This window comes from Microcystis sp. LE19-195.1E (assembly GCF_027532095.1).
Lineage (GTDB): Bacteria > Cyanobacteriota > Cyanobacteriia > Cyanobacteriales > Microcystaceae > Microcystis > Microcystis aeruginosa.
On sequence record NZ_JAPZSZ010000145.1, the window covers coordinates 19,982 to 32,128 of the forward strand.

Genomic DNA, 12,147 nt, shown 5'->3' on the forward strand with positions numbered 1-12,147 from the left:
TACACTTACTTTGAGAAGGAAACAGCCAATCGCGAGGGTTACGCGCGTGAAAAAAGTATTAGCTATTATCTTAGGTGGCGGGGCTGGAACTCGCCTTTATCCGTTAACGAAACTGCGGGCAAAACCTGCCGTCCCCCTAGCGGGAAAATATCGCTTAATCGATATTCCCGTCAGCAATTGTATTAACTCCCAGATTGACAAAATCTATGTGTTGACGCAATTTAATTCCGCTTCCCTCAATCGTCACCTCAATCGTACCTATAATTTTACGGGTTTTAGTGATGGTTTCGTGGAAGTTTTGGCCGCTCAACAAACCATGGAAAATCCTCAATGGTTCCAAGGCACGGCCGACGCGGTACGACAATACATCTGGACGATGAAGGATTGGGATATCGATGAATATCTAATTCTCTCGGGAGATCATCTCTATCGCATGGACTACAGCAAGTTCATCGAACGCCATCGGGAAACTAACGCCGATATCACTTTATCGGTGGTTCCCATCGATGAACGTCGGGCCTCCGCTTTTGGGGTGATGAAAATTAATGATTCGGGGCGAATTGTCGATTTTTATGAGAAACCCAAAGGGGCAGAATTGGAAAGAATGCGGGTAGATACGACGATTTTAGGCTTAAGTCCCGACCAGGCCCGTCAAAGTCCCTACATCGCTTCCATGGGAATTTATGTCTTTAAAAAGAATGTTTTAATCGATCTGCTCGATGCCAATAAAGAACAGACCGATTTCGGCAAGGAAATTATTCCCTCGGCGGCTAAAGACTACAATCTTCAGGCTTATTTATTTAAGGGTTACTGGGAGGATATCGGCACGATTGAAGCCTTTTATGAGTCTAATCTCGCCCTGACTCAACAACCCAATCCCGCCTTTAGTTTCTACGACGAAAAAGCCCCCATCTATACCCGTTCTCGCTATCTGCCACCCACAAAAATGCTCAATTGTACGGTGACAGAATCGATGATTTCTGAAGGTTGTATTCTCAAAGAATGTCGCATCCATCACTCGATTTTAGGTATTCGTAGTCGAGTCGGCAAAGACTGCACGATCGAGGATACAATGCTGATGGGATCGGACTTTTATGAGTCTTTCCCCGAACGGGAAAGTCTCGTCCGAGATGGCAAAGTTCCCATGGGTATCGGCCCCGGTTCCACTATTCGTCGGGCAATTGTGGACAAAAATGCTCGCATTGGTGCCAATGTTTTAATTGTTAACAAGGATCGTGTGGAAGAAGCTAATCGCGAAGATTTAGGTTTCTATGTTCGCAGCGGCATCGTGGTTATTTTCAAAAATGCCACTATTCCCGACGGGACGGTGATTTAATCTATCAGTTATCAGTTATCAGTTATCAGTTTTTCCATTTTTCTAGTTATTATCGCTTGGATATAGCCGCAGGCTGATGGCTTCAGCTAATTACCTAGACAATTCCCTTGAAATCCTATCCTTTTCTAGAAGTGATGGCAACATCTACCGAGCAGCTCTTCTGAAAATCAGAAAAATTTCTATATTTTTGGCTCTGATTCTAGGTTTTCAATTAACCTTAAATTAAAGCCCTAAGACTTAGATAGAAGCCATTCAAAGGATATTTATGAAAGCCAAAATTGCGATCGCTTGTCAGGGAGGTGGTAGTCAAACTGCTTTTACTGCCGGTGCCTTGAAAGCATTATTTGACAATAAAGTGCAAGATTACTTTAATATTGTCAGTCTCAGTGGTACTTCTGGCGGTGCTATCTGTGCATTTTTCACCTGGTATGCTCTCAAAAAAGGTGATAGCGTCGTTTGGAAAAGAATGATTGATTTTTGGGAAGATAATAGCACTCAAACTCCCCAAGAAAAGCTATTTAATGACTCAGCTATTAAAGCTCTAGAATTAGCCAGCAAAGGATTAATTCCCCAGTATAATCTCAGTCCTTCCTCTCCAATTACTAAAACATTATTTTCCCTAGCTACCTACGGTTTACGCGGTCGCTTTACCAACTTTGATCAGTTACTAAGAGCGCATATTGATTTCTCGGAATTAGCCACTTGGGGAGCTAAACCAGAACCACCAATTTTATTAATGGGGGCCTGTAATGTCCTGACAGGAAAATTAAGTAAATTTAACTCGCGCGAGGAAGCGGTTAAAATTGAACATATCCTAGCTTCTGCCTGTGTTCCTAACATTTTTCCTGCCGTCACCATTGAAACTATGGCCTACTGGGATGGACTATTTTCCGATAATCCCCCCATCCGTTCTTTAATTCGCCGTGAATTTGTCGGAGTCGAAAATATTCCCGATGAAATTTGGGTAATTAAAATTAATCCCACCTCTAGAGATAAGATCCCCGTGCAATCCGATGATATTGCTGATCGCCGCAATGAATTAGAAGGCAATGTTTCCCTATTTCAAGGTCTCGATCAGATTGACTTTCTCAATCAATTATTTCTCAAAGGAGCCTTTAAAGAAGAATTCTTGCGCGAGATCGCCTTAACAGAACCATTTAAAATTCCTAAATCTTTCCCGGAAGATCCCGATCAAGATTACCATATTCCTATGATCGAAATGTCGGCGGAATTAGCCAATAGTCTCAACTATGAAAGTAAACTCGATCGCTCTCCTGCCAATATCCAGCGTCTGATTGCTGACGGGGAAAAACAGGGAAAACAATTTCTAGAACATCGACTAAAAGCTATGGGTTTAAGATAATTTTTGAGGGTTCAAAAACGGCAAAAATAAGGATTAAATGGCATAAAATCTGTAAATATACCATTTATAGCGGTTTTCACAGAAGTGAGTCCCGATTGCAACGCTGAAACGCCTATCTATCAAGAGATTTACTATACCTCATTAGACTGAAAACCGCTATAATTGATTATTATTCATTCTTAATTCTCCTGACTACTGACTACTGGCTACTGGCTACTGACGACCGGCTACTGACGACCGGCTACTGGCTACTGACTCCTAACCCTAACAACAATTTTTGATTTTTATAAGAGGTCTAATGATCACTGATTTTCATTGACTAATACCCGTCCGGATAGATCGTAAATCATAATATCCCATTGCCCATTTTTTGCCGCTTCAAAAGCCACTTTAGAACCATCGGCACTGATGATCGGATTGCGTACTTCCGCGAGCAGATCGGGAGCAATTTCCCTTCTCTGTTGAGTTTGTCGATCATACAGATAAATAGCCGTTTTTCCCTGACGACTAGCAGTAAAAACGATATAACGACCATCTTCACTAATGGAAGGACTAGAAGCGATCTGATCGAGAGAATTTAGTCCGGGTAAAGACAGTAAACGGCGATCGATGGCATCAAAAAGATAGATAGCTTGGGAACCATTGCGATCGGACGCAAAAACGAGATAGCGAGAGGCAAGATAGGGAGTTAATTCACTAGCAGCACTGTTTAAAGTTCTCCCCCCTCGATCGAAAGGAAAAGACAATAAACTGGGATAACCCGCACATCCAGTTAACAAACTAATTACAGCAACAAGACTAATAAAAAAATGACGTTTCACGGTTTGGGACTTTCAACGGGACTGCCATCGGCAATATCCAACTCGATATTCGGACCGCGATCGAGAACCTCCACATCCCATTGTCCCCGACGAGCGGACTCAAAGACAAGATAACGACCATCGGGACTAAGACGGGGATTTCGCAACCAACCGCGATAATTTTGACTCAATAACTCAGAACGATCGGTAATGCGGTCATATAAAGCGATGACGGGACGACCCTCAATAATCACCACATAAGCCAGATAACGCCCCGTTTGGCTTAAACTGGGGCTATCGGTAATTTCTTGACCCGTATATAATCCCCCTAGGGCCTGGTATTGTTTTGTCTGCAAATCATAAAGCAGCATCTGATTACTACCGCGGCGATTAGACAGCAAAGCAAGCCAACGACCATCACCGCTCAGGGCAGGTTTTTCGTCATTATAGCGACTATTTAGGGTTCCTGTAGAGAAACCGGGGTTATTGAGATTACAACCGCCTATAACCCCTAAAAACAAGCAGATAAACAGTAAAAAGGGAGCTTTGGTCATCGGACCTACTCCTTAATAATCAAACCTAGTCGGATTATCATTACTCGACTCCCGTTCACTATTATCCGGTCTCTCCCAATCTTCTCGATCGCTCGTATCGTTAGGATCGATCGGTTGATAATCGACGTATTCCCCTTTAAATGGCGGATCATCCTCAATTATTGGGCGAGGACGACGTTTTTGGCTAGTGCGGGGCGGTTTACTGCTCGTCTCTTCACTAGCGGGACGACGACGGGGACGGGGACTGGTTTCTTCCCAATCATCACCGCTACGGCGCTGATCATAAACATCTCGATCGCTAGTGGGGGAACTATTGCGGGGACGACGATTAGCCGTTTTGCGACTGCTAGTATCGGCCGGCCGACGGGTGCGGGTGCTGCGGGGTTCCTCGTCCTGATAACTAGAAGTACGGGAAGAGCGGGGATCATCGTAACCGCGTAAACGGGGATTATCTTCGTAACGTTCCTCCGGTTCGTAGGTGTCGAGGGGTTCTAATTCGGCCTGATATTCCCGACTCACAGGACGTTCATCCACAAAAGACGTGCCGCGGCGGGCCTGTTCCGTGGTTAAACCCCGCAATTTTACCGTCTCGAAGGCAAAAAACACCGCTGCCCCGGTCAGCAAAAATTGTCCGAATTGCAAAATCGGATCCAGTCGCCACCCTTGAAAAAGTAGAATTAAACCGCACAGTAAACCAACGGCGGCAAAAAATATATCATGATCCCTGGAAAGTTCCGGCCGCACCGAGCGCAGGAAGTATAATCCCGCTCCGGCCACTGCCAGAAAAATTCCTAAGATACTGGCCGAATTCAGCCCAAAATTGACCATCTTTATCTCCCTTCTCGGTGCTTAAATTCAAGAATCGAGTCTTTATCTATAGCCGTCAGTTTTCAGCAGCAATCTTGCTGTTTTTAACTCAAGGAGTCGATCTATATCCTAACCCCCAAGTCTAGCACTATATCTATCATCCTCGATTCTAACTTACTCGATCGAGCCTAGCTCACACAACTATTGTTGAGGAAGTGGAGAAGTGGGGAGACCACTTCGTGCGCGTTGCGGGGGGAAGTGGGGAAGTGGGGAGATTTTATCAGTGAACAGTGAACAGTAAACAGTGAACTGAAAACTCACATCTGATAACTGATAAGGCTGAGATTTTAACAAAATCTTTAGGAATTGCCCATTGACAGGATTGACTAAATGTGATGTATGGGTTTCGGGCATTTTAACGTGATTTCTTGATGACTTTTGAGCGATCGCTATCGGTGGGAAGTTAATCGCCGAAAGTCTGAAAGGAGGGATTTTCAATGATGCACATCATGGTTAATTTGTAAAGTGCGTAATTCCTAATTTTAATAAGATCAGACAGAAATTTTTCTGTCATATCATAAAATTAACTTAACCTAGACAAGAGGGAATTAGCATAGAATGTGATTATAATTGCAGGCTAGACATATAGTCTGTTTGTATTCATAGTCCATTCAATCCATAGAATAAGGTGTGAGGATTGACCCATGTCAAAACTATTCAAGAATTTAGTAAAGGTAACTCCTTTAGTATTAGGTGCTTCCGTAGCGGCTGCTGGCAGCGCAGTGGCTCAAACTATGCCTGGTACACCTCAACTCAAGGTTGATCCAGTAGCGCAACAACAACTCGATCGCATTCAACGCGCCCAAAATAGTCAGCAGATTAATACGGGTGTTTATCAGGGTTCCATGTCCCAGGTGACTAGCGTTAACCAACTGCGGGACGTATCTCCCACCGCTTGGGCCTACGAGGCATTAAGAAGTCTTGTGGAACGTTACGGTTGTATCGTGGGTTTTCCCGACCGTACCTTCCGCGGTGATCGTGCCACCACTCGTTGGGAATTTGCCGCAGGTTTAAACGCTTGTTTAAACGTCATGGAACGTTTAATTCAAGATGGTGTCGGGGTACTCAGAGAAGATATCGATAAATTAAAACGTCTTGTTCAAGAATTTGAGACCGAACTAGCGGCTTTAGGGGCTAGAGTAGATAACCTTGAACAGCGCGTTGCTTTCTTGGAAAACAATCAATTTTCCACCACCACCAAACTCAGAGGTGAGGTCATCTTCAGTATCGCCGATAGCTGGGGGGGTCAAGCTTCCATTACCAATACCAACGGTACGGTGACTGATGGCAGCAATCAAGATCAGACTCAAACAGTATTTAATAATCGGGTACGACTCAACTTTGAAACCAGCTTCACCGGTAAAGATTTGTTGAGAACCCGTTTACAAGCGGGTAACTTTAACACCACTTTCAACCAAAACGGTCCGACGAGAACCAACATGACCCGTCTGGCATACGATGATGGCCGGGACAATGACATAACCATCGATGACTTGTTCTACCGCGCTCCCATCGGCACTCCCTTCGGTAACATCACCGTTTGGGTTGGTGCTAACCAGTTAAACCTAGATGACGTTTTCATCACTGCTAACCCCTTCCTCGCCGATAGCGGTACAGGTGCTTTATCCCGCGGTCAACGCTACAATAACATCGTTTTCCGTGGTCCTTCCGGTGTTGGTGCTGGGGTCAGATTCAACATTGGCGATGTTTTCCAAGTTACGGGAACCTACCTAGCCGAGGGTGGGACTAATGGTGCCAGCAATCCTAACCCTGGTAGCGGTTTATTTAACGGTTCCTACAGTGCGGGTGCTCAGGTTGGTTTCTCCTTCATCAAATTTGCCGATATTAACTTCGTTTACGTTTACAGTTATCAAACTGCAGCCAGTATGAGTTCTGGTTTATTCGGTAACGTCAGCAGCCCTCTCACCGAGCGTCCCTTCGGTAACGTTGGTACTACTGCTAACCGTTTCGGTCTTCAGGCGAGCGCCCAAGTTATCCCAGGAGTCTTAAATCTAGCGGGCTGGGCTGGTTACGCCGATGCTTCGGCCACGGGAGTTAATGATGCGATCGGAGACAATAACACTGGTATCTGGTCTTGGAACCTTAACCTCTCCGTTCTCGACCTCTTTGCCGAAGGTGCGGCGTTTTCTTTAGGTGGTGGTCAAGTGCCCCGTTCCGATAAAGAAAGCAGCACCTCTTACATGGTGGAAGCTCAGTATAAGTTCCCAGTCACCAAAAACATCCTGATTACCCCCGGTGCCTATGCGATCTTCAACGCTAACAACCGTAATAACGACACCATTTTTGTCGGTGTCCTCCGGACAACTTTCCGTTTCTAAGCTGAGTTGACGGACTTGGTAAATAAGAACGGTGGGATTTATAAATCTCACCGTTTTTTTACTTTTAACTTTTCACTGGATTTGACAATCTCACCGCCGTAAACGAGCGGTGATTCCTCACCACGCCACCTTTTCAGAATGGTCGCGTCAATGGGGTTGACGCTTCACAGGATGCTGCTATCTTAGCGGTAGTCTTATGCCTTCCGACCCGTCCGTTTAAAGTCGAACGGCGGTATGTTTTGCCTCTAGCATGGGGTTTCCAGCGGCCTTCAGCTTCCCCTTACTCATCGTCAACCCGTTGCAGGAATTTCAACCTAGTATTTTTATTCGGTCGTATCTATGATAGGGTGGGTTTTCTACACCACTACAGTCGTAGCACAAAGCCGTCCTAAAAGGACGGGGTTTTAAGCCAAATTTTCGATAACCATTTATGAGAAGATGATCGGAGCGTCCCAAACGCTGCTATATTTACTTCGCCTATTTAGTTGCTTATCTATGCACTCTCTGTCTTTCCCCCGTCGCACTAAAATTGTGGCCACGATTGGCCCAGCCTCGCAAAATAAGGAAACATTACGTCAGATGATCAAGGCGGGGGCGACGACATTTAGATTAAACTTTTCCCATGGCGATCACGATTACCATCGTCACAGCATTAATCTGATCCGTCAGTTAGCCTTTGAACTCAATCAACCGATTGGCATCCTTCAGGATCTACAGGGGCCAAAAATTCGCTTAGGTAAATTTGCCTGTGGGTCGATTACCCTGAAACCGGGGGAACCCTTTATCCTTACTTCTAGGGATGTGGAATGTAATCAGGAAATAAGTTCCATTAGCTATCCCTCGCTGGCCCAAGAAGTCCCAGAAGGTTCGAGAATTCTCCTCGATGATGGTAAGGTCGAAATGCGGGTGGAATCAGTGGATCGTTTGAAAGGAGACCTGTCCTGTCGCGTGGTGGTTGGGGGTGTCTTATCCAGTAATAAAGGGGTAAATTTTCCCAACGTCTATCTGTCGGTGAAAGCTTTAACCGATAAGGACAAAAAAGATTTAATGTTCGGACTGCTGTGGGATGTGGATTGGATCGCCCTTAGTTTTGTGCGTAATCCCCAAGATATCCTCGAAATTAAAGAATTAATCGCCAGTGCGGGTAAATCTATCCCCGTGATCGCTAAAATTGAAAAACACGAAGCGATCGAGGAAATGGAGGAAATTTTATCCCTCTGTGATGGTGTTATGGTGGCTAGGGGGGATTTAGGAGTAGAATTACCGGCCGAAGACGTGCCAATCCTGCAAAAACGCCTGATTAATACCGCTAATCAGCTAGGCATCCCGATTATCACCGCCACTCAAATGCTTGACAGTATGGCCAGTAATCCTCGTCCCACCCGCGCCGAGGTTTCGGACGTGGCTAATGCGATTTTAGATGGCACTGATGCGGTCATGCTTTCCAATGAAACGGCTGTGGGTCATTATCCCATCGAAGCGGTGGCAACCATGGCCCGCATTGCCGAAAGGATCGAACGGGAACAGATCAATAGTGCCGCTCGCTCTAACAATAAACAATCGATTCCTAACGCTATTTCCTCGGCAGTCAGTCAAATTGCCGAACAATTGGGGGCGGCGGCAATTATTACCCTGACAAAAACCGGCTCTACTGCCCGTAACGTCTCCAGATTTCGCCCAAAAACCCCGATTTTAGCCGTTACTCCCCATCGAGAAGTGGCACAGCAGTTACAGCTAGTTTGGGGCGTAAAACCGATGTTATTGCTCGATTTACCCTCCACCAGCCAAACTTTTCAAGTGGCGATGAATCTCGCCCAGGAAAATAACCTCCTAGCGGATGGTGACTTAGTGGTGATGACGGCGGGAACTCTGCAAGGGGTGGCCGGTTCCACGGATTTAATTAAGGTGGAAGTGGTAAAATCCCTTTTGGGCAAGGGTACGGGTATCGGCCAGGGTGTGGCTAGTGGCCGGGCGCGAGTGGCCCATAATGCCCGAGAAGTGGGTAGTTTTAGTAGTGGGGAGATTTTAGTCGTTCCCACCACCAGCGCCGAATATGTGGATATGATGCGGAAAGCTGGCGGAATTATCACCGAAGATACCGCGATGAATAATCACGCCGCTACTATCGGTTTAAAATTGGGTATTCCTGTTATTGTCGGGGTTAAAGATGCCACGAAAATTATCCGCGAAGGGGTGATCATTAGTCTCGATGCTCAACGGGGTTTAATTTATTCTGGTATTGGCAATGGCGCGGCAACTATGAAAAACTGAGTCGGTCGGCAGGAGGCAGGAGGCAGGAGTAAGGAGTAAGGGGACAGGAGTAAGGGGACAGGAGTAAGGGGACAGGAGTAAGGGGACAGGAGTAAGGGGACAGGAGTAAGGGGACAGGAGTAAGGGGACAGGAGTAAGGGGACAGGTTTTATTTATTCTCCCCATCCCCCCACTTCCCCACACCCCACACCCTACACCCCACACCCTACACCCCACACCCTACACCCCACACCCCACACCCCACACCCCACTTCCCCATCCCCCCACTTCCCCACACCCCACACCCCACACCCCACACCCCACACCCATTTTCACTTGTCTATGAGCGATTCTTACTCTCCTGCCGTCGATAATCCGGCCTATACTGTTGAACAAGCGATCGCTAATATCCAGCAAAGAGAAGACCTAGGAGCGCGTTATTATGCCGCTTGGTGGTTGGGTAGATTCCGCGTTCGTCAACCGGAGGCGATTTCGGCGTTAATTGCCGCTTTAGAGGACGAAAGCGATCGCACTCCCGATGGCGGTTATCCCCTGCGACGCAATGCCGCCAGCGCTTTAGGGAAATTAGATGATCTCAGTTGTCTTCCCGCTTTGATTGCCTGTCTCGACTGTGAAGATTATTATGTGCGCGAATCGGCTGCCCAGGCATTGGAAATGCTTAAGGATCGAAGCGCAATCGCACCTTTAAAGAAACTATTAGAGGGTGGCATCGAAGTGGCCGTTTTAGTGGCGGGAAAACCCCATTTAGTCCAACCCTACGAAGCAATTATCGAAGCCTTGGGAACCCTGCAAGCGACGGAAGCGATTCCCCTCATCGAACCGTTTTTAAAGCATTTCGTCGAAAAAGTGCGTTATGCGGCTGCCCGCGCCCTCTATCAACTCACGGCTAACCCCCACTATGGCGATATTCTGATTAATGCCTTACAAGGGGAAGAATTACAGCTGCGTCGTTCTGCTTTAATGGATTTAGGTGCTACGGGTTATCTGCCGGCTGCTCCTGCGATCGCTAATACTTTGGCGGAAAATAGTCTGAAACTGGTTGCCCTCAAGGAACTTTTAGAAACCCATCTAAAAAACAATTCTAGTGGCGAAAATATCTCCGGAATTCTCACTTTAATGGATAGTTTATTGTAATTAATCATTGGTTATTTTGTATCTAAATTAAAACTGATAAAATTACGAGGTTTTTATGCTAATTCAAACCGATTATGTCGGCTGGCTGAACGAAACAATCACTCTGTTAAAACAAAAAAACTTTGATCAAGTTGACTGGGAAAACTTGATCGAGGAGATAGAAACTTTGCTAGTCTTAGGCTAAGTTTCTAGGTCATTGGTTTATGGGGTAGCCAAATATCCTAAAACAGGATAGAGTATTGATATTCATACTGTTTATAAGACGATAAAAAAATCCATGGTTATACCTGAGCCTTCTCATAGCCTGCCAAGTATAAAAAAGAATAAAGCAACAAGCACTGTTGGGCGCGGCAAAACTGTCCAACTTACTGAGAAACTTGCTTTTTCAGCTTGGAATAACAGTAGTGTTAGTCTGAGTCTTGGTAATAGCATTGAACATTATGATTCTTGGGAACAACCTATAGTAATAATCTCAGACGGAGGCTACGGTCTTTTAGGATTTGAAGGTGATACATCAGATCATCTTGACTTACCTGAATGGTATGAACCTCATGTGGAAGCTTGGTCTAAGTTGGCCTTGCCAAATACAACTCTTTGGTTTTGGAACTCAGAAATTGGCTGGGCTGTGGTACATCCAATACTTGAGAAATTTGGTTGGCGATATGTTAATTGTAATATATGGAATAAAGGAAAAGGTCATATTGCAGGTAATGTCAACACAGAAAAAATAAGGCGTTTTCCAGTGGTTACAGAGGTTTGCGTCCAATACGTTAGAGAAGTCAAAATTGCTGACTTAACACTTAAAGAATGGCTCCGAAAGGAATGGTTAAGATCGGGCTTACCTTTGCGTCAAGCTAATTTAGCTTGTGGTGTTGCAGATGCGGCAACAAGAAAATATTTTGACCAAGGACATTTATGGTATTTTCCCCCACCCGAAATGTTTGAAAAATTAGTTTTCTATGCCAACGAACACGGAAACCCAGAGGGAAAACCCTATTTTTCTAAAAATGGCCAGCGTCCTTTAACAGGTAAAGAGTGGGAGAAGATGCGCTCTAAATTTAATTGCCCTCATGGTTTTACAAATGTTTGGGATCGTTCAGCTTTGCGCGATGATGAACGAATTAAGTCTCAGGATGGTAAAGCTGTTCACTTAAATCAAAAGCCACTGGATCTGATGAAATTAATTATTGAAGCTTCAAGTGAGGAACAGGATGTGGTTTGGGAACCATTTGGGGGGCTTTTCAGTGCCTCTTTAGCTGCCAATATCCTGAATCGAAAAGCTTTCGCTTGTGAAATTGACGAAACTTATTTCTATTATGGAGTCAAAAGGTTTAGTCAAGTAGTTCATCGGAAATTTTGGGTCTGAAACCCCGCCGTTCTAGGTTGGCTTTACGTTAGAATTAAAAGGCCAGTCTCGAAAACCAAGTGGACGGCGCAGCACCTTGAAAACTCGGCTTAGGGGGTTCCGACCAGAAAAGCTTGG

Annotated in this window: 9 protein-coding genes and 1 pseudogene; 7 read left to right on the forward strand and 3 right to left on the reverse strand. The window is 45.4% G+C overall.

Translation table 11 applies throughout. From position 1 onward, the window contains the following. Positions 1–46 precede the first annotated feature (46 nt). A complete protein-coding gene (locus tag O9300_RS08440) occupies positions 47–1,336 on the forward strand; it encodes a glucose-1-phosphate adenylyltransferase (RefSeq protein WP_061432804.1) in 1,290 nt (429 codons plus the stop codon). 265 nt (positions 1,337–1,601) lie between these two features. After that, positions 1,602–2,699 carry a patatin-like phospholipase family protein gene (locus O9300_RS08445; protein ID WP_002798918.1) on the forward strand — a complete coding sequence of 366 codons (1,098 nt, stop codon included), beginning with the start codon at positions 1,602–1,604 and terminating at the stop codon, positions 2,697–2,699. A gap of 302 nt (positions 2,700–3,001) precedes the next feature. Here the strand turns inward: O9300_RS08445 and O9300_RS08450 are convergent, their stop codons facing one another. Genes O9300_RS08450 through O9300_RS08460 form a run of 3 tightly spaced genes read right to left on the reverse strand, consistent with a single transcriptional unit; the run spans position 3,002 to position 4,881 of the window. Further along, positions 3,002–3,520, reverse strand: a complete 519-nt coding sequence (locus tag O9300_RS08450; protein WP_287733164.1) for a TolB family protein — start codon at positions 3,518–3,520, stop codon at positions 3,002–3,004. After that, positions 3,517–4,053 (reverse strand): TolB family protein, encoded by a 537-nt coding sequence (locus tag O9300_RS08455; protein ID WP_002761945.1) that lies wholly within the window; start codon positions 4,051–4,053, stop codon positions 3,517–3,519. The genes O9300_RS08450 and O9300_RS08455 overlap by 4 nt, the downstream gene beginning before the upstream one ends. Before the next feature lie 12 nt (positions 4,054–4,065). Then, complete coding sequence (locus tag O9300_RS08460) at positions 4,066–4,881, reverse strand: Ycf66 family protein (protein ID WP_287971225.1); 816 nt, start codon at positions 4,879–4,881, stop codon at positions 4,066–4,068. Between the two features lie 683 nt (positions 4,882–5,564). On the opposite strand from O9300_RS08460, the gene O9300_RS08465 reads away from it, so the two are divergent. The 5 genes and pseudogenes from O9300_RS08465 to O9300_RS08485 all read left to right on the forward strand — a co-directional run bounded on the left by O9300_RS08465 (position 5,565) and on the right by O9300_RS08485 (position 12,030). Beyond that, entirely contained in the window at positions 5,565–7,259 is a 1,695-nt protein-coding gene (locus tag O9300_RS08465) for an iron uptake porin (RefSeq protein WP_190723544.1), read from the forward strand. 495 nt (positions 7,260–7,754) lie between these two features. After that, on the forward strand, positions 7,755–9,530 hold the full coding sequence (pyk, locus tag O9300_RS08470; protein WP_149987199.1) for a pyruvate kinase: 1,776 nt from the start codon (positions 7,755–7,757) through the stop codon (positions 9,528–9,530). 321 nt (positions 9,531–9,851) lie between these two features. Continuing rightward, positions 9,852–10,664 (forward strand): C-phycocyanin alpha-cysteine-84 phycocyanobilin lyase subunit CpcE, encoded by an 813-nt coding sequence (gene cpcE / locus O9300_RS08475; protein WP_287971226.1) that lies wholly within the window; start codon positions 9,852–9,854, stop codon positions 10,662–10,664. Positions 10,665–10,719: 55 nt separating this feature from the next. Next, positions 10,720–10,833, forward strand: a pseudogene (locus O9300_RS08480) (DUF29 family protein); the annotation flags it as partial. Positions 10,834–10,941: 108 nt separating this feature from the next. Beyond that, on the forward strand, positions 10,942–12,030 hold the full coding sequence (locus O9300_RS08485) for a DNA methyltransferase (RefSeq protein ID WP_287971228.1): 1,089 nt from the start codon (positions 10,942–10,944) through the stop codon (positions 12,028–12,030). Positions 12,031–12,147 lie beyond the last annotated feature (117 nt).

Coding starts and splice junctions, on each gene's coding strand:
- O9300_RS08465 (WP_190723544.1), top strand. CDS start 5,565: ATGTCAAAACTATTCAAGAATTTAGTAAAGGTAACTCCTTTAGTATTA.
- O9300_RS08460 (WP_287971225.1), bottom strand. CDS start 4,881: ATGGTCAATTTTGGGCTGAATTCGGCCAGTATCTTAGGAATTTTTCTG.
- O9300_RS08445 (WP_002798918.1), top strand. CDS start 1,602: ATGAAAGCCAAAATTGCGATCGCTTGTCAGGGAGGTGGTAGTCAAACT.
- O9300_RS08455 (WP_002761945.1), bottom strand. CDS start 4,053: ATGACCAAAGCTCCCTTTTTACTGTTTATCTGCTTGTTTTTAGGGGTT.
- O9300_RS08485 (WP_287971228.1), top strand. CDS start 10,942: ATGGTTATACCTGAGCCTTCTCATAGCCTGCCAAGTATAAAAAAGAAT.
- cpcE (WP_287971226.1), top strand. CDS start 9,852: ATGAGCGATTCTTACTCTCCTGCCGTCGATAATCCGGCCTATACTGTT.
- pyk (WP_149987199.1), top strand. CDS start 7,755: ATGCACTCTCTGTCTTTCCCCCGTCGCACTAAAATTGTGGCCACGATT.